We start from the raw sequence: 17,983 nt of genomic DNA on the forward strand, positions 1-17,983 counted from the left end.
CCCCTTCATAGGTTTGTGAAGGGGATTTTTTATGGATGCCAATATGTCTCTATTGCCGAAAATTTGTGAATATCTCAACGTAAACAATCAGTTTTCCCTATTAAAAGGCTCTGATCTTTCAAGTCAGCTTTGTCACGCGTGGTTTATTAGCCAGCAGTCTGAGCATGTTGAATATCAGGTCGCCTGTGAACTTCTTACCATAAATAAACACCATCCTGTCTTGGAGTTTTTAGATGCGTTTGTACCGGACGCTGAAGCCGAGCTTTCACATAACTATGATGAGTTACCCGAAGGCGATAATCCTCTGTGGCAACTATTCAGCCCCGAAGCTATAGTGGCTAAATCGACACCCGAAAAGGTAAGAGAGGATATTCACCGCAATCGAACTCTGCATAATATGACCAAGTCGTCACAGGCGATTACAGATGTCGCTGAACAGGTCTTGTTCACGAGCAATGTGTTATTGGGTGTGCCACTCCGAGGGGATGATGTTAGCCACTTAACTTTGGGGGAGTGCTTCCATCAAACCTTACAGCAGGCTCAAAACCAGCAGCAACAGTATTGGTACGATCATCCAATTCCTGTTGGTATCTCTGCCGAAGAGAATGAGATCCTTTACGGTTTAAAGCACCTTGATAAAGCGTTGTCTGGGGAAGTAGACCGAGGCAACCTTGCACCAGACGCTAAGGCAACTATCGTGCTGTCATGCTCGGTGACACACCCTGCGCTGGCCGACATTGCGAAGCAGTATGTCGAGTTTGAGATCAACACGCACCTTAACCTCAAACACCTCAATGTAGCCGTTTTTGGTGAAAGTGAATGTCTTGAGGTGCTGCGTCATGCATTTCCAGAGGCGAGTGATGATCTTAAAGGTGTATTTGGAGTAAACGGGGCATATGGAAGACACTATAGCTTCCTTAAAGCTGTTGCGCCTTTGTGGCAAAAAGCAGTGAACCCAGAGCTCAAAGCCACATTCAAAATTGACCTTGACCAAGTGTTCGACCAAACCATGCTCATCAACGAAACGGGCAAATCTGCGTTTGAACACTTTTTGGATTCTAATTGGGGTGCTAGCGCTGTTGATAACAATGGTCACAAAGTCAAACTGGGCATGATTGCTGGTGGACTGGTCAATGAAAGCGATGCTCACGTGGGTCTGTTTACCCCTGATGTGACGCTGCCGACGGGCAGTGATTATGCCATGTTTGAGCAGCTGTTCTGTGCTCGTTGGGGGCAGGCTCTATCCACTCAAGAAGAAGTCATCAGCCAGAGATATGACATCCAGCGTGTGCACGTCACAGGTGGAACCAATGGAATCTTGATTGACGCGCTGTATGAGTTCCAACCTTATACGCCAACGTTTATCCATCGAGCTGAAGATCAGGCATTTATATTGTCAGCCTTAGCTAACCCAATCGATGATCATTACCTTGCGTACAGTCATCAACCTGGGTTGATTATGCGTCACGATAAAGAAGCGTTTGCGGGGCGAGTCATGGAAGTATCGGAGGCTGGAAAGGTGCTCGGTGATATTGAACGAGTGCTGCTGTTTAGTGGCTACGCTAAACAGCATCCATTAGGAATTGAAGCGCTAAAGGAAAAACTGTATCCCTTTACCGGTACGTTTGTCTCGAAAACACCAATCGCACTTGCACTGTTGAGGTTTATGTTAGAAGGTTGCTATCGAAACAAAGATTACTTAGATGATGGTGCACACCGCTTGGTTAACTGCTTGAATTATTGTAAAAATGATTTAGAGAATGAGGTCATCTCCAATCAAAAAGGTTGGCAAGAATACTATTCACAATTGAAGGACGGAGTGTTGACGCCACAAGCGGTTACCTCTATCGGTCGTTGTCAGCTATTGGTCAGTGAGTGCTAAGGATATTATGTCGATAAAAAAACTAGCAGAACATTTAGGGCTCTCTAAATCTACCGTTTCGCGGGCGTTAAATGGATACAACGATGTAAACACAGAGACTCGACAAAAGGTTTTGGCTGCGGCAAAAGAGATAGGCTATAAACCTAACCCAACAGCGAAGCGTCTCGCATCTGGTAAATCAAGAAACGTTGGTATCATTCTACCGGCTAACTCGCGGATGTTCGTTTCACCCGCCTTCTCAAAAGTATTGGCGGGAGCTTCAGCATTTCTTGCTCGTCATGATTACCAACTGATCGTAACAACGATTGCTGATTGCCAAGATGAGAATAAGGTCTACTCAGATTTCATTGAAAGTGGCCTGATCGATGGGCTTTTTATTGTTCGTACACGCAGCAATGATGAACGTATTGCCATGCTAAAACAGAAGCAGTTTCCTTATATCTGTCATGGTTACGATATCGGCTTTGAGGAAGATTGCTTTGTCGACGTTGACAATGAACATGCCTTTTATCAAATGACAAAACGTCAGCTAGAGCATGGACATACGCGTATTGCTTTCCTAGACGCGCCTATTGAATTGACGCTCTCTCAAGCTCGTAAGCGAGGGTATGTTAAGGCTATGGAAGAGGCCGGTCTATGTGCAGATGACCGTTTATTGCTCAACGGTGAACTGAACGAAGAAGACGCGATCAAGATGGCAAAAGAGGTATTGTCATTAGCTCATCGCCCAACGGCGATCTTGTGTGCTGATGACACCATGGCGTTAGGTACTATAGCTGCTTGTGAGGAGCTTGGTTATCAGCCTGGTGTCGATATTGCGATTGCCGGCTATGGTGACTATGAGCACAGTCGTTACAGTAAACCTTCCATCACAACCTTGCATTACGATACGCATAGTGTGGGCGAAGAAATGGCCAAACTGATGCTTAATCGTTTGGAGAACAAGGGTTTTGAGATTCAAAACTGGTTCGAAGCGGAAATTGTGTCTCGTCAATCTGACAAAATCACAAACAAGTCATTAACCTAATCCAAACTGGGCAGCCTACAGCTTAAACAATGGTAGGCTGCCTCATTAATGCTACGATTGTTTGCATGTTTTACCATCGGTTGAGAATTCACCTCTACCTATTCCTCGCTAGTCTTTACCATCCGCTCTAACCTGATGCTTGTTATGACCGACAATCATGGATCGCAAGCAATGAACTTAATCGTCAACGTGCACAAAGGTGTTCGCAAACTCGGCTTTGAGTGGGCTACTCGTCAAGCATGGAAGTGTGGAATGAAAGCCAACTTGGTGAATCGAGTGATTGGTGTTGCTCGTGGGCAAGTGGTGTGCGTGATAGATGGCGCACGAGCCGAACTCTCTACCGAGTTGAATAACCCTCACCACCATGAAGAGAAGCAAGGGCGATATGTGTTTGTTGGTGGAGTAGTGTGGGAGCCAAACGACCTGCTAGCTCCAGCTTTCCCGGAATTTATGTTTATGCATGTTCGCAACTTAGGCAGTAAGCATAAATACATGACCGACGACGAGCTATTCTTCAATTTGGCTTAACCAATGATCGCTTTGTTTATTAAGTGCTTGATTGGATCTCTAGCGGTTTTGCTTATTGCGATTCTTTCGAAAAGTAAAAGTTTCTATATCGCTGGGTTAGTGCCACTATTTCCTAGCTTTGCGCTTATCGCTCATTACATCGTGGGTACTGAGCGCAATATGGAAGCGCTTCGTATGACGGCACTGTTTGGAATCTATTCATTACTCCCGTATGCCGCCTATCTATTGGCTGTGTACTATTTCAGCTACTTCTTAACTCTAAGTGGGACCTTAGTTTCCGCTGTTATGGTATGGGTTCTTTTCGCAACCATTTTATTGGGAGTGTGGAACAGAACCATGGTGATTGCGACTTAATTCAGGTGGTCTTTAGTCATAGGGGTAGTGTACGCTTTAGACAGCTTTTTTCCTCAGATTGGTAGATGGTTGAATAATTCGTAGGAGGAGTGTTGAAGATATGCACCCATGGAATCAAACAGTAAAAGCAGTATTAGAACCATTGGCAAACGCTGAAAACGCCAGCTTTATGAAAGCCTACATGCGTGACCAGTATACCTTCTACGGTATTCAGTCTACGCCGCGAAGAGCAGCTTTAAAGACGTTATTTACCAAGAGCCAACTTCCTTCTTTGGATGAGCTTTCAGGTGTGATTGATGAGCTATGGTTGCAGCCCGAGCGAGAGTTCCAAATGGTCGCAGTTGACTTGCTTATCAAACTCAAAACTCAATTACCGTTAGCGATGTTAAAGGACTTAGAGCACTGGTTAACCACGAAATCATGGTGGGACACTGTCGATATGCTAGCAACACATATTTTGGCGAGTTATTTTGTTCGCTTTCCCGAAGAAACTGCGCAAGTCATATGGAATTGGCGGCAGTCGGAAAATATCTGGTTGCGACGTTCAACGCTCCTCTATCAGTTAAAATTCAAGCAAAACACCGATAGAGCTTTGCTTTTTGAATTGATCCGAGAAAACCAATCAGATAAAGAGTTCTTCATCCAAAAGGCAATAGGTTGGGCATTACGAGAATATTCAAAAACCGATGCAGAATCTGTCGTGCGATTTATAGAAACAGAACGAATTGAAGGGATAGCGAAGCGAGAAGGGCTGAAGTGGTTAAAGAGTAAGCAGATTATTCGAACACTTTAACCACTCCATATGCTACAGAAAGGTTTAGGTACGTTTTAAGTACTGTTGTTTCGTCATGCCATAAAACAACTTAGAGTCAAAACCTTGCGTGGTTTTGTAGTAATCAGCATGCTTGCCCTCTCTGACATAGCCACATTTTTCTAGCGTTTTATATGAGCCAACATTTGAACCATAACAGTCGGCACAGACTTTATGACTGCCTAGTTCATTGAATGCCAAAACCGTCATTAGTTGGCATGCACGGGTAGCAATACCCTGTCCCCAAGCGAGCCTTGGAAGCTGATAACCTACCTCGTGGTTACCCTCTAAGAACATAACTTGGGTGATGGCAGTCATCCCCATGTATTGCCCTTGATGGTCTCGAATGACAAACGTTGGGTTATCGGGCCAGCGCTGCTCTTCGAGTGCTTTTTCAGTATCTTCAACAATGGGAGCAAAAAATCCCTGGTATAAGGCTTGGTCTGCAGGGGCAAAAAATAGGTATTGATTTACTTCTTCGTCATCAAACATCTTGAAGATATCGACGAGATCCTTTTGTTGGATCAATTGTATAGATAGCGTTTCATTAAATGGTACTGACTCGCCGTGTTTTAATTTTGAATATGACATTGTTTACCTCGTTATTTGCGGGCCATGTTAATGAACTCTTCCAAAGATGAATTGTACTTTTGCGACAAACTACGTCTCAAAGTCACCATAGATGTCTATAGTAAGGTCGCGTTGACTCAGGTAGCGATTAGGTGTTCGTTTGATCTGCTGTTTGAGTTGTTTTATGAGGTGCGATTGGTCGCTAAAACCAAATCGTTGAGAGAATGCAGCCCAATCCACAGGCCCTGGTTCTTGGTATAATGCGAGCACCATCTGTTCCAGCTTTAACATTGATTGGTATTTCTTAATACTGAGCCCCATAACTTGGCGAAAGTGCCGCTCAAGCGTGCGCCGAGTGCTATTGCAATCTTGCGCCAGTTGTTCGACATTTAGCTCGCTGGCTTCATCACTACTTAGTTGGTTAGCGACAACGGAGAGAGCCTTAGAAACTAATGAATGGGCTTTGTCTTGTTGATAGCTTAATCCTAAACATTCAAGCTGCTTTTCTATGCAACCGACGACTTCTTGTTGAGATATACAGTCGAGTAACGAAGCCTGAAATGACTTGTCAAAGCATAAGGCTAACCAATCGTACCAGCCACATTGATTTAGTATTTCAGAGGATTGTGGATTGAGTAAATAAAGTGCGTCAGGTTGAAAGGTGATGCCAATGCGCCTTAAAGGAGCAACATCATCCATTAGCAACAAGTGTTCGGAGGCCGAGAGTAAATGACTGCCTTGCCCACTCATTACCTGTTCGCCATTGTCATAATGGTAACGCTGCTCCGGTGGCGTAAATAGCAGGTGAGCCCTCGGGTTCGGGATCAATTGTGGAGGCGAACTAATTACCTCGTTAGGTTTAACCTCTAGATACCAAACTTGATGAATTAACCATTCGTACCCTTCAAGGGACTGCTTCCAAGTGATCATTGATACCGTATTGTTGATTTAGGGGCTTTGGGTTAATTGTAATTTAATTTGTGGGGAGCTGGTATGGGTATGTGTTGTAGTGCTGCGAGTGGCACTCTCATTAGTGATAAAGGTTGCTAATATTTCAGTAGGCTGGCTCAAGCTTATTTTTGGACAGAAATGCTCTACATCCCTTCATTTCTAACACGCCCCCTATAGCCGTCATCCTCACGAAAGTGAGGACCTCCTACCGCGTGTAGGTGACTGAAAATTGGTGACTAAGTCACGTAATTCGGCTGCGGGACGCGCTGAATGAGATCCCCTTTTTCAAGGGGATGACTGTAATTTTTGGGGATGCTGTGAACACGAAAAAGGGGCAAAAATAAGTTAGCCTCGTCACTCAGTTTGTGGAGGGGGCCATATGATTCAGTGAGCGCTGTCAGTAGATTCCTGCCTTCGCAGGAATGACCGTATTTGGACTTGGATATTTGATGGCAAGTAGCATCGAAAAGGGAATAAACGGTTTAGAACCACTGAACTAAACCGTTTCTATCAGGTTAGAAAAAGTACCTTCAAACTATTCTCCCGTATAGAGAGCTTATCTAAAGGTTAACGAAAGCTTGGGATAATCGCAGGTATCCCTGGTAGAAGACCAACCAACGCCATCACACTACTTAGCACAATAAACATAACTCCAGGTAGCACCCAACGGCTCATTTTACTTAGCTCACCGCTACGTTCTTTACAGCCGACTAAGCCTAAGTTATCTAACAGCATGGTCAGAGACCAGCCAAATGCTGGGTTAACTAGTGCGGAAGAAAATACAACGATAGCCGCCGATTGCGTGGTTTTCCCTTCACGAGTCATTTCCATCCCTGCTTCTAGCAGTGGAACAAACACTCCAACAACTAACGCAACGCAAAGTACAGGTTGCCATATAGCTAAATCCATAGGGTAGCCCCAAACTGCCGCTATGATGCAGAACAGTGCTGTCAGCAAGGCGCCGGCAGGAATAGGGCGTTTAGCTATAGCGGCCGGCACGATATAAGTGCCCCATGAAGAAGTAAAATTAGTACCACCGAGCAGAGAGCCGAATGTTTGACGAATTGAAGCCGTGGTCATGGTATCGTCAATGTTCATATGGACTTTTTCTGTACGATCTGGATAGCTGATTTTTTGAAACACTTGATGCCCTAAAAAATCTGGCGACCACATGGCCACTGCTAAAATAGCAAAGGGCAGTACCACCATGAAATGTTCAATTGTGGGTAAGCCGAGCATCCAGCCAGTATCCTCTCCCCACCAATACATAGGGTTCATATTGGGTAACCCTGGCTCGGTTTGAAAAGAAAACGGGGCACCCATGGCAAAAGCTAACGAACCACCTAACAAGCAACTAAGAGGAACGGCTAGCCAACGCTTACGAAAATGTTCCAATAAAGCATACAAAATAATAGTGCAGAAGATCACGACAAACGCAATATGACTCATGCCTATTCCCTCAGCCCAAGCAAACAGTTTTTTAACTTGAGAAACGGTTCCAACAAAGCCAAGGTAGAGTAATAAACCGCCACACACACCTTTACTCGTGAGACTTGCCAACATACTGCCGCCTTTACTGATGGCTAAGATTAAGCCAAAAGCGCCAATCAGCAACCCAAAAGCCATAGGGTGCCCGCCTGCTGCGACGACAATAGGAATTAAAGGGATTAGTGGGCCGTGTGTGCCTGCGAGATTAGCAGTCGGTAATAAGAATCCTGAGAAAAGAATAATGAAAACAGATGCAATGAGTAATTCATAACGAACATTTTCCAAAACAAAGCCTTCATTTAGCCCAAGCGCTCCAGCAAAAGTGGCTGCAATGGCGCCCACCATAACTACTTTACCAATCGTCGCCGCCATAGCTGGGATGGTGTCTTCGAGCTCAAATCGATAATCCTTAAACGGCAGATTGGCGCGCCAGCGTTTGGGTGCCATGATTTGTAATTCATGCTCTAAATATTGTTCTCGGGTATCAAATTTCGATCTTGGTTTATGTTGTTGTTCATAAGTTAGTTCATCCTCGTTGACCTGAGGCTTATCTACTCGTATATGCACGGACTCTATAGTACTGCTCATTTTGATTCCTTTCGCTCACACTCTAAGGTGTGTTTTTCCAACCAACGTTATTTATTCACTGTACGAAGACTACGCGAGTAGTTGTCTACATATTTTCTACGACAAAGACTCGAGAACTCTTTTTGTGACGCCTGAAAATCAGTTGTTAGTACCTTATACCAATCGAAAAAAAACAAATAGTCTCAGACAGTTAGACATTAGTCGTAGAGTGCGGTTGCTAGTATTAGGTTTGTTGTGGAATTCGATAGGGTCGAATCAGTAACTTACGATCAGAACGATTACTTCAGTTGAACAACGCAATCCCACGTCGAAATATCGTTACAAAACATCGCACTGCGAACAGAACGCAAAAAACCGCAGCTAGGCTGCGGGTTTTTGCGTTCAAATGCTCGATAAGCCAAAGGAGCTTAGAGCGCTTCTTGTACTGTCGAAGTGTCCTCGTTAAGGACGTTCGCCAGCAGCAAGACGTTTTTCGATATCCGCTACGACGTCTGGGAGGTCGGCGATGGTATCGATGAGGTAGTGCGGTGATGCTTTGCCAAGTTTCGTGCGAGCGCGCTCACGAGCTGCATTAAGAGTGGCGTGATCCGCTGATTGGTATTCGTCAAACGTTAAGCCTGCTTCGTTGCCTGATAGCAGCAGGCCAACGGTCCACATTCCCGCATTATGACCTTCTTCGATGCCCGGCGCAGCGTCATCGACTTTCACACAAGCGCCAACACAGCCAACACCAAGCTCAATAACGTTTTTCAGTGCCATAAATGGTGCAGGGCGACCACCTTGAGGAAGATCATCTGTGGCAACCACATAATCCGGCTTGTAGCCATAGTCCGCAGCGACAGGAATAAGTGCATCCATGACCTCTCTCGGGTAACCAGAGCAAGAGCCAATCTTGATTCCTTTATCTTTAAATGAATTCACCACCTCAACGGCATTAAGAATCGGCTCGGCATGATCGGCGACTTTGGCTTTTTGCAAAGGCATGAAAGCAGCGTAAATAGCGTCTACATCTGAATCACTCATCTCTTTGCCGAATTGCGCAACCCAGCGCACTTTTACTTCTGGTAATTGGCCGACCGCTTTAATGTGGTCCCATTTACCAATGCCCATAGGCTCACGAGCTTCGGCAAGCGTAATATCGAAGTCGAAACCTTGTTTAAATGCTTCCACGAAAATACTCGTTGGTGCAAATGAACCAAAGTCCACGATAGTTCCTGCCCAGTCGAATACAATGGCTTGAATTGGAGATGAATTAGACATAGTTGAAATCCTTACATACTTTAGTGATTGCTTGCTCGAAAATATCGAGTGCGGTCGTCAGCTCTTCACGAGTAATAACGAGGGGGGGACTAAGCTGAATAACGTTGCCTTGCGACACCTTAAAACTCAGTCCGTGGTTCAGACATTGGTAAAGAACTTGTTCTGCCTCATCGAATGCGCGTGCTTTAGTGACATGACTCTTCACTAATTCCACACCCCAGAGTAGACCAATACCGCGTACGTCACCAATGACTGGATACTGTTGCTTCATCGTTTCTAGGCGAGCTTTGACATACTCACTGTCACGACGTGTTTTTTCTAAAAGATTCTCTTGTTCAATGGCTTCCATGGTAGCCAGTGCCGCCGCGCAGCCAAGCGCACTCTTTTCGTGGGTATAGTGACCCAGAGAAATCTCTGCAGCGGTGTTGTATTTTTCTCTGGTTACCATGGCGGCGATAGGCACCAAACCACCACCGAAACCTTTACCAATGCATAAAATATCCGGTTCGATATCAAAGGCTTGATAGGTGAACCACTCACCGCTTCGACCCATACCGTTTGGGATGTCGTCGATAATCAACAGCACATTATGCTTGTCACATATTTCGCGTACGCGTTGCCAGTAGGCTTTACTTGGCACTTGAACATCGGTATTGCGAACACCTTCAGCAACAAAGGCACCTATGCCGCCTTCTTTCTCGATAACGTATTCTAGATAATCTGCATAATGTACATCGCTGCCATCTTGAGAAGGCAAGGCACCTCGGTAGGACACTGCGGGTGGAATACGCTCAACACCTGCCATCAAAGGCCCCATACCTTCACGAAAGCAGGCTTCACCTCCGACAGAAATGGCGTCCAGTGACGCACCATGGAAAGAATCCCATAATGAAACTACTTTGTGGCTGCCGGTAATGTAGCGTGCTAACTTAAGTGCCATGCCAACAACGGAAGTGCCTCCAGGCGCAAATAACACACGGCTCAAATCTCCACCGCAAATTTGCGTTAGTTTTTCTGCACATTGCACCGCCGTTTCGTTGGTAAAGCGACGTGGCGAAAACGGTAACGAGTGCATCTGCTCGGTCACTCGTTTAATCACATGAGGATGACCATAGCCGAGTTGGTGAACATTGTTGCCATGAAAATCCATATAGCGCTTACCGCGGGTATCTTGAATGTAGATACCTTCAGCTGCTTCTAAAGAATCCAAGCAAGGCGTGGACATTGATTGATGCAGAAACACATCCGAGTCACGTTTAAGCAGTGCTTGAGTCGCTTGGTCTTGAATGTTCTGATTCCACTCGTGGCGAGCGGGCGTATTATTCACGTCCCCCTCGCTGCGTAAATGGGTCGCTTGCTCTGGCATTATGCTACCTCCCAGTACATTGCCTTTTTGATGGCAATGATAAGGCGCTCAATATCTTCAGGGTGTACGTCGCCAATGTTACCGATACGGAAACAGTCCGCGTTGGAAACTTTGCCTGGGTAAATTACAAACCCTTGCTGTTTTAGACGGTCGTAGAACTCTTTGAACTGATAATCACTGTGCTCTGGCGAGTAGAATGAAGTGATAATCGGTGAGTGCAAATCGTCGTTAAGAAGTGTGCGAAAGCCTAGCGAACGCATGCCTTCAACCAGCTTTTTCTGATTGGTAAAGTAACGTTGATGACGAGCGGGAATCCCACCTTCTTGTTCCAGTTCAATTAATGCTTGATAGAAGGCTCGCACAGTATGAGTTGGCGAAGTGAAGCGCCACTTGCCGTGGTTAACTTCCATACATTGCCATTGGTCATAAAGATCGAGACTGAGAGAGCGGGCCTGACCTTTACATTGCTCAAGCTCTGTTTGTTTGGCAATAACAAACCCAAAGCCAGGAACACCTTGGATGCATTTGTTGGCAGAGCTGATCATAAAGTCGATACCCAACTCACCAATATCCATTGGAATACCACCAAAGCTCGACATCGCGTCTAGAATGACCACTTTGCTATGTTGTTTTGCCAACGATGCAATTTGCTTAATAGGGTTCAGCATGCCTGTCGTAGTTTCGCAATGTACGATGGCAACGTGAGTAATCGTGTCATCTTGCTTGAGCAGCGTATCAATAGCATCAATATTTGGTTGGTTAACCTCGCCAGGAGCAACTACTTGGGTTGCGATATTAAGATAGCTTGCGATCTGGGCGATACGCGCACCGTACGCGCCATTGTCGATGACAAGCAACTTTCCGTCTTTACTGACGGCACTGCTAATAGTTGCCTCTACCGATGCGGTACCACTACCTTGCATTAAAACGCTGGTATAACCGTGATGGGAAGTCGCTAACTTGGTCAGCTTGGCACGAATGACTTCGACGACATCTTTATTGTATTCATCGTCCCACGTACACCAGTCTTTAAGCATCGCTTGACGTACCGTTTCTGATGTAGACAAAGGACCTGGAGTTAACAGCAAATAATCGTTCTTCATGTTATTTCTCTATTTGGACTATACCAATTTGTTTTGGTTAATCTAACAGCGATAATTAGGGGAAGTAAACGGCACAACTTAAGGTTTCATAAAACTTTCACACTCGCTCTTCTTGCCAATCAAAGTTTCTTCAAACTGCCATTATTCGTTCATTTAATCGTCATAATCGGAATTTAACGTTTAATGCACAAACTGGTACAGACCAAATATAACTGGAGAGAATGATGAAAAACCGTTTGATCAAGGGAACACTAGCGACACTGGTTTCTCTACTAGCGACAAATGCACTAGCAGCAACAGAAGTCACGGTGTATACCGCTTTCGAAACTGACATTCTGGCGAAATATAAGAATGCGTTTGAGAAAGAAAATCCTGATGTAAAAATCAAATGGGTTCGAGATTCAACGGGCATCATGACGGCCAAACTTCTTGCTGAAAAAAACAATCCGCATGCCGAAGTTGTGTGGGGATTAGCAGGCTCTTCTATGGCATTGCTTAAAGAAGAGGGGATTCTTAAGCCTTATACTCCAAAAGGTGCAGATGAGCTAAATGCCAGTTTGAATGACCCACAATCTAATCAAGCTTGGTTTGGCAATGATGCATTTTTCAATGCTGTGTGTTTTAACGAAGCGGTGGCACAGCGACTCAACCTACCTAAGCCACAGTCATGGGAAGATTTAACCAAACCAGAGTACAAAGGTCATATTGCCATGCCTAATCCTGCTTCATCAGGAACAGGTTATATGCAAGTCTCAGCTTGGCTACAAAACATGGGTGAGGACCAAGCATGGGATTACATGAAAAAACTCGATAACAACATGGCACATTACACGCATTCTGGTTCAAAGCCTTGTGTTCAAGCTGCGATGGGTGAGGTGGCAATCGGTATTTCGATGGCTGTGCGTGGTGCGAAGCTCAAGAATCAAGGCGCGCCTCTCGCGGTTATCACACCTGAAGGCATTGGTTGGGAATCAGAGGCTGTGGGTTTGGTGAAAGAGTCTGAGGCGGCGAAGCGTGTTGTTGACTGGTCAGTGTCAAAAGCGGCGAACGAACTCTACGTTGAATCCTACCCAGTGGTTGCTCATAAAGACGTGAAAGCAGTGGTCTCGAACTACCCTGAAGTTGAAGGTGCGATGGCTGAGATGGATTTTGCGAAAATGGGTGCCGATCGTGCTGAGATCTTAAAAACATGGTCGAAAAAGTTTGATGGAAAGTCAGAGCCTAAATCCTAATTTTAAAGAAATAAAATAACTGGGAATTGGTAGATTATAAGCTATTGAGGGAGATTGTTATTGATCTTCCTCTTGTCATTTCTGCTCTCCAATCACACCAGAAAAGCCAATCATTAAACTGCAATCAACCTGCTACAAAACTGTCATCCCAATGAAATATACCAGATTTAAATTTGGTATATACCATTTGGAGAGTAAACGATGTCAGTATCCAAACCTTATCTAGAAATCAACAATGTGGTGAAGCAATTTGGTCAGTTCACGGCATTAAAGCACATTTCCTTGTCCATTAATAAAGGCGAGTTCGTCTGTTTCCTCGGCCCTTCTGGCTGCGGTAAAACGACGTTGCTCCGCGCTATTGCGGGTTTGGATCTTCCAACCTCAGGAGAAATCCATCAAGCGGATGAGGCGATTACGTTTTTACCACCAGAGAAGCGTGATTTTGGCATTGTGTTCCAGTCATACGCGTTGTTTCCAAATCTGACGGTACAAGAGAACATTGCTATCGGTCTTAAGAACCAAGGGATGTCGAACAAAGAGGCGCTTGAAAAAGTAGAGCACTGGTTAGAAATGATCGGCTTGCCAACCTCGGGAGAGAAGTTTCCTAACCAACTATCAGGTGGTCAACAACAGCGTGTGGCTCTGGCTCGTGCATTGGCGTTGTCTCCGGGTCTGCTGCTTCTGGATGAGCCGCTCTCTGCATTGGATGCGAAAGTGCGTACTCACCTGCGAGATGAAATTTGTCAGATGCAACGCAAACTTGGTATCACCACCATTATGGTGACTCATGACCAAGAAGAGGCGCTATCTATGGCTGACCGCATTGTGGTGATGAACCACGGTGTGATTGAGCAGGTTGGAACGCCACAAGAGGTGTATGAGCAACCTGCGACTCGATTTGTCGCTGATTTTGTTGGCAGTATGAATTTTATCGAAGCATCGGTGCCATCTGCTAACACTATGCGCGTGGCTGAGTCGATGCTGCGTTTGCCTGCGTTAGACAATATGACTCTAAAGCATGGCGATATATTTGATTTAGCCGTGCGACCGGAGAGTCTCCACTTTGTCGAGCACGCTTCGAACGCTATTCCTGTCAGAGTGTTATCCAAGGAATTTCAAGGGTCTTACTATCGCGTCGAAGTGGCAATGCAACATGCACCAATGGCCAACGCTCTATATGTGGACGTACCCGTGAAACAGGCGAATGAACTTAATCTGCGCCGTAATGATATTCGCTATGTTGCGTTTTCTGAAAGTGGTTTGCTGGGCTATCCATCGCTAAGTGCAACCTTAGAGTCGGCGGCTTAAGGGACAGACATGCAAGCATCTTCAACCTTGACGACAGGCGGGTCTATGAAACAACGAATTGCACAGTTGGCAACGCAAAAAGCGAGCTCAACAATGAGCAAAGACAATATTGTTTTGTTTGGTCTTCTGACGTTCCTTTTTGTGGCGATGACACTGTTTATCTTGATGCCTCTTTGGGCCATGATGAAAAAGAGTGTCCAAAACAGCGACGGTGAGTTTGTTGGTCTCCAAAACTTTGCCACCTATTTTGCTACCGACAGTTTATGGTATTCACTAAGCAATACCTTTACCCTTGGTCTGATTGTGACCGTTGTAGTGGGCGTTTTGGCGTTTGGGTATGCGTTCGCATTAACGCGCTCTTGCATGCCCTTTAAAGGCGTGTTTCAACTGATGGGCACGGCTCCAATATTAGCGCCTTCTCTGCTGCCTGCTATCAGTTTGATTTTTCTGTTTGGTAATCAGGGCGTCGCAAAAGAGTTGCTGCATGGGCATTCAGTCTATGGCTTGGTTGGCATTTCTCTAGGCTTGATATTTTGGACATTCCCTCACGCCTTGATGATTCTCAACACCTCTTTACGCACCTCAGATGCTAGGCTTTACGAAGCGGCTCGAGCTCTTAAAACCTCTCCGTTCAAGACCTTCTTTATGGTGACGTTACCTGCTGCAAAGTACGGTTTGATCAGTACGTTAATCGTCGTTTTTACGCTGGTCGTGTGTGACTTTGGTGTGCCTAAGGTCATTGGTGGCAGTTACAACGTTCTGGCTACGGATATATTTAAGCAAGTTGTGGGGCAGCAAAACTTCTCCATGGGGGCGGTTACCAGTATCTTACTTCTGCTTCCTGCGGTATTGGCCTTTGCGGTTGATCGCTGGGTACAAAAAAAGCAAAAGAGCATGTTGGACAGTCGTTCTGTGCCTTATCAACCATCCCCTAATAAACTGCGAGATTCGGTGTGCTTCGTTTATTGCCTGGTTATTTCCCTCGCGGTTCTAGCGGTACTTGGTATGGCGGTTTATGGCTCGCTCGTGACGTTTTGGCCTTGGAACAAGGCGCTGACGCTAAATAACTATAACTTTGCTGAGATGAGCACCTATGGGTGGAGTCCGTACTTTAATTCACTGAAACTGGCGGCGTGGACGGCGATTATAGGTTCTGTAGTTATCTTTGTCGGTGCTTACTGTATTGAAAAAGGTCGTGCCTTTGCTCCCGTTCGTCAAGCGATGCAAATGATGAGTGTGATTCCCATGGCGGTACCTGGACTCGTACTCGGCTTGGGATATATCTTCTATTTTAACGATGCCAACAACCCGTTGGGTGTGATGTACGGTACGATGGCGTTTCTGGTGATTAATACCATTGTCCATTATTACACGGTTGGACACATGACAGCTTTGACAGCTCTGAAGCAGTTACCGGCAGAGATTGAAGCCACCGCTGCTTCGGTTAAACTCCCACAATATAAGCTGTTTTTCAAAGTTTCGCTGCCTTGCTGTTTACCAGCGGTATTAGATATAGCGATATATTTATTTATCAATGCTTTAACAACCACATCGGCAGTAGTATTCTTGTATTCAACCAACACCATTCCGGCATCAGTAGCGGTGCTGAATATGGACGATGCCGGGCAGACGGGCAGTGCTGCGGCAATGGCTGTGATGATCATGCTATCGGCAGCGGTGGCAAAACTCACCCATATGTTTGTTGGAAAGTTGTTTGAAGGTCGAACTCAAGCGTGGCGCAAGCGCTAATAACAATGATTGAATTAAGGATGCGGTGTGCAATACGTAAAAATTAAAGACGCTATCGTTGAGCAAATAGACTCAGGAATGCTTACACCAAGACAAAAATTGCCAGCAGAAAGAAAGTTAGCAGAGTCTTTTGACACGACTCGTGTAACGCTGCGTGAAGCGTTGTCACTACTTGAGTCGGAAGGTCGTATTTATCGCGAAGATAGGCGTGGCTGGTTTATCTCACCAGAACCACTGCGTTATGATCCTACTCAAACATTGAACTTTACCAATATGGCGAAAAGTCAAAATCGAACGCCAAAAACCGAGCTGTTGTCAGCCAAAGCGATGTTAGCCACCAAGCAAGCAGCAGAGCTTTTACATTTGCCGCCGTTCTCCGATATTTATCGAGTAGACCGCGTTCGTTATTTAGAAGATCGCCCAGTCGTGTTCGTGACAAACTTTATTCGGACGGAACCATTTGCGAACTTGTTAGAGTTTGATATGGAAAACTCCTCTTTGACGGATATCTATCGCGACGAGTATGGCGTGACCTACAGTAAGGTGAAATACCGAGTCAGCACTACTTCGCTTCTAGGTGACATCGCGCAAGCATTACGTGCGACGTCTGGCACTCCGGCTATGATGGTTGAGCGCATCAATTACAACCAACACGGTGAGTTGATTGATTGCGATATTGAGTACTGGCGACACGATGCCATCAATATAGAATCTATTGCTCAGCTCGATTGATATCCTTCTGCTCACCCCTCTTGGCGTCTCGAGAGGGGTGACTTTCATGTTTGTTGGTGCCCACTTTGACTCTCTACGCCGCTCTTCTTGTTATTTTTTCTGCACTGCTCCACGCGGGGTGGAATATTCTTGGAAAATCGAATACTGGCTCTGGGTATTCGTTTACTTTAGGCGCGTCTATTGCTCCACTTATTTTACTATCGCCGTATATAATCTGGTGCATTTCGGTGATTGGTTTTGACAGTCTTGACGGTTACTTTTGGCTTCTGGTCACGCTAAGTGGAATCGGGCAGGCTATCTACCTAATTGGTTTAATCAAGGCTTATGATGCCGGTGACATTGGTGTGATTTATCCTATCGCGCGAGCCTTACCAGTTCTGATGGTTGGGATTGGGACTGTATTCATAGGCCAATCGTTGTCCCCCAATGCGTGGATAGGTTTTGTGGTCTTAACATTAGGTTGTTTGTTGATCCCAATGCGACACATCAAAGACTTAAGACTTGGCTCTTATTTAAATTTAGGTGTGTTCTGGTCATGTATTGCCGCAATCGGCACAACTATTTACTCCATCATCGACAAGCAGGCACTAACATGGCTACAGCTTGAAACTAGCGGACTAACCAAAGTTCAAGTAGCTATTTTCTACCTAGGTGTGCAGTTTGCTGCGATTGCGTTTGTTTTGGTAGCTTGGTTATTAGCGACTAATAAACGCAGTGAGTTAGCGCTAACTTGGCAGCATCGCTATCGTTCGTCTATCGCTGGGATTATGATGGGACTGACCTATGGCATTGTGCTGTATGCAATGACTATGGTCGATAACGTTAGTTATGTGGTTGCTATGCGTCAGGTGAGTATCGTCTTTGGGCTCCTGATGGGCATCTGGTTTCTCAATGAGAAATGGCTGTATACTCGAGGTATTGGGGTTACGCTAGTACTGGTTGGGCTGGTGGTTGCTTTGACTTAATGAAGTTGATGCTGAGGTTATCGAATCAGATGGCGACTTACCGACGAGACTTCCTACTATTGAATGAGT

The 17,983-nt window shown here is 45.4% G+C and carries 16 protein-coding genes; 10 read left to right on the forward strand and 6 right to left on the reverse strand.

Annotation, left to right across the window (positions count from 1 at the left end):
- Positions 1-31: 31 nt before the first annotated feature.
- The 5 genes from MMA19_RS12225 to MMA19_RS12245 all read left to right on the forward strand — a co-directional run bounded on the left by MMA19_RS12225 (position 32) and on the right by MMA19_RS12245 (position 4,584).
- Positions 32-1,882 (forward strand): hypothetical protein, encoded by a 1,851-nt coding sequence (locus MMA19_RS12225; protein WP_240206329.1) that lies wholly within the window; start codon positions 32-34, stop codon positions 1,880-1,882.
- Between the two features lie 7 nt (positions 1,883-1,889).
- Complete coding sequence (locus tag MMA19_RS12230; RefSeq protein ID WP_240206330.1) at positions 1,890-2,909, forward strand: LacI family DNA-binding transcriptional regulator; 1,020 nt, start codon at positions 1,890-1,892, stop codon at positions 2,907-2,909.
- Positions 2,910-3,080: 171 nt separating this feature from the next.
- On the forward strand, positions 3,081-3,437 hold the full coding sequence (locus tag MMA19_RS12235) for a hypothetical protein (protein ID WP_006070829.1): 357 nt from the start codon (positions 3,081-3,083) through the stop codon (positions 3,435-3,437).
- Positions 3,438-3,440: 3 nt separating this feature from the next.
- Entirely contained in the window at positions 3,441-3,791 is a 351-nt protein-coding gene (locus tag MMA19_RS12240) for a GlpM family protein (RefSeq protein WP_006070831.1), read from the forward strand.
- 100 nt (positions 3,792-3,891) lie between these two features.
- Positions 3,892-4,584, forward strand: coding sequence for a DNA alkylation repair protein (locus tag MMA19_RS12245; protein ID WP_240206331.1), 693 nt, complete (start codon positions 3,892-3,894; stop codon positions 4,582-4,584).
- A 24-nt stretch (positions 4,585-4,608) separates the two neighbouring features.
- Here MMA19_RS12245 and MMA19_RS12250 read toward each other — a convergent pair whose 3' ends face one another.
- From MMA19_RS12250 to phnW, 6 genes are all read right to left on the reverse strand, one after another.
- Positions 4,609-5,193: a GNAT family protein gene (locus MMA19_RS12250; protein ID WP_240206332.1), complete on the reverse strand. Its 585-nt coding sequence runs from the start codon at positions 5,191-5,193 to the stop codon at positions 4,609-4,611.
- 69 nt (positions 5,194-5,262) lie between these two features.
- A complete protein-coding gene (locus MMA19_RS12255; protein WP_240206333.1) occupies positions 5,263-6,102 on the reverse strand; it encodes an AraC family transcriptional regulator in 840 nt (279 codons plus the stop codon).
- Between the two features lie 588 nt (positions 6,103-6,690).
- Complete coding sequence (locus tag MMA19_RS12260) at positions 6,691-8,199, reverse strand: DUF3360 domain-containing protein (RefSeq protein ID WP_062455953.1); 1,509 nt, start codon at positions 8,197-8,199, stop codon at positions 6,691-6,693.
- A 441-nt stretch (positions 8,200-8,640) separates the two neighbouring features.
- Positions 8,641-9,459 (reverse strand): phosphonoacetaldehyde hydrolase, encoded by an 819-nt coding sequence (gene phnX / locus MMA19_RS12265; RefSeq protein ID WP_038226168.1) that lies wholly within the window; start codon positions 9,457-9,459, stop codon positions 8,641-8,643.
- Complete coding sequence (locus MMA19_RS12270; RefSeq protein ID WP_240206334.1) at positions 9,452-10,825, reverse strand: aspartate aminotransferase family protein; 1,374 nt, start codon at positions 10,823-10,825, stop codon at positions 9,452-9,454. Before MMA19_RS12270 ends, phnX begins: the two co-directional genes overlap by 8 nt.
- Positions 10,825-11,928: a 2-aminoethylphosphonate--pyruvate transaminase gene (phnW, locus tag MMA19_RS12275; protein WP_240206335.1), complete on the reverse strand. Its 1,104-nt coding sequence runs from the start codon at positions 11,926-11,928 to the stop codon at positions 10,825-10,827. The genes MMA19_RS12270 and phnW overlap by 1 nt, the downstream gene beginning before the upstream one ends.
- Before the next feature lie 221 nt (positions 11,929-12,149).
- On the opposite strand from phnW, the gene MMA19_RS12280 reads away from it, so the two are divergent.
- From MMA19_RS12280 to MMA19_RS12300, 5 genes are all read left to right on the forward strand, one after another.
- Entirely contained in the window at positions 12,150-13,160 is a 1,011-nt protein-coding gene (locus MMA19_RS12280) for a putative 2-aminoethylphosphonate ABC transporter substrate-binding protein (protein ID WP_240206336.1), read from the forward strand.
- A 201-nt stretch (positions 13,161-13,361) separates the two neighbouring features.
- Positions 13,362-14,468: a putative 2-aminoethylphosphonate ABC transporter ATP-binding protein gene (locus MMA19_RS12285; RefSeq protein WP_006069274.1), complete on the forward strand. Its 1,107-nt coding sequence runs from the start codon at positions 13,362-13,364 to the stop codon at positions 14,466-14,468.
- A 45-nt stretch (positions 14,469-14,513) separates the two neighbouring features.
- Complete coding sequence (locus tag MMA19_RS12290; protein WP_124942233.1) at positions 14,514-16,217, forward strand: putative 2-aminoethylphosphonate ABC transporter permease subunit; 1,704 nt, start codon at positions 14,514-14,516, stop codon at positions 16,215-16,217.
- A 27-nt stretch (positions 16,218-16,244) separates the two neighbouring features.
- The gene (phnR, locus tag MMA19_RS12295; protein ID WP_006069272.1) at positions 16,245-16,949 is read left to right on the forward strand and encodes a phosphonate utilization transcriptional regulator PhnR; all 705 of its coding nucleotides are present in this window, start codon (positions 16,245-16,247) and stop codon (positions 16,947-16,949) included.
- Between the two features lie 65 nt (positions 16,950-17,014).
- Entirely contained in the window at positions 17,015-17,914 is a 900-nt protein-coding gene (locus MMA19_RS12300) for a multidrug transporter (RefSeq protein ID WP_171388860.1), read from the forward strand.
- The last annotated feature ends 69 nt before the right edge of the window (positions 17,915-17,983 follow it).

Origin of the sequence: Vibrio sp. CyArs1 (genome assembly GCF_022432925.1) — a bacterium.
Lineage (GTDB): Bacteria > Pseudomonadota > Gammaproteobacteria > Enterobacterales > Vibrionaceae > Vibrio > Vibrio mediterranei.

Coding starts and splice junctions, on each gene's coding strand:
- MMA19_RS12225 (WP_240206329.1), top strand. CDS start 32: ATGGATGCCAATATGTCTCTATTGCCGAAAATTTGTGAATATCTCAAC.
- MMA19_RS12230 (WP_240206330.1), top strand. CDS start 1,890: ATGTCGATAAAAAAACTAGCAGAACATTTAGGGCTCTCTAAATCTACC.
- MMA19_RS12235 (WP_006070829.1), top strand. CDS start 3,081: ATGAACTTAATCGTCAACGTGCACAAAGGTGTTCGCAAACTCGGCTTT.
- MMA19_RS12240 (WP_006070831.1), top strand. CDS start 3,441: ATGATCGCTTTGTTTATTAAGTGCTTGATTGGATCTCTAGCGGTTTTG.
- MMA19_RS12245 (WP_240206331.1), top strand. CDS start 3,892: ATGCACCCATGGAATCAAACAGTAAAAGCAGTATTAGAACCATTGGCA.
- MMA19_RS12250 (WP_240206332.1), bottom strand. CDS start 5,193: ATGTCATATTCAAAATTAAAACACGGCGAGTCAGTACCATTTAATGAA.
- MMA19_RS12255 (WP_240206333.1), bottom strand. CDS start 6,102: ATGATCACTTGGAAGCAGTCCCTTGAAGGGTACGAATGGTTAATTCAT.
- MMA19_RS12260 (WP_062455953.1), bottom strand. CDS start 8,199: ATGAGCAGTACTATAGAGTCCGTGCATATACGAGTAGATAAGCCTCAG.
- phnX (WP_038226168.1), bottom strand. CDS start 9,459: ATGTCTAATTCATCTCCAATTCAAGCCATTGTATTCGACTGGGCAGGA.
- MMA19_RS12270 (WP_240206334.1), bottom strand. CDS start 10,825: ATGCCAGAGCAAGCGACCCATTTACGCAGCGAGGGGGACGTGAATAAT.
- phnW (WP_240206335.1), bottom strand. CDS start 11,928: ATGAAGAACGATTATTTGCTGTTAACTCCAGGTCCTTTGTCTACATCA.
- MMA19_RS12280 (WP_240206336.1), top strand. CDS start 12,150: ATGATGAAAAACCGTTTGATCAAGGGAACACTAGCGACACTGGTTTCT.
- MMA19_RS12285 (WP_006069274.1), top strand. CDS start 13,362: ATGTCAGTATCCAAACCTTATCTAGAAATCAACAATGTGGTGAAGCAA.
- MMA19_RS12290 (WP_124942233.1), top strand. CDS start 14,514: ATGAAACAACGAATTGCACAGTTGGCAACGCAAAAAGCGAGCTCAACA.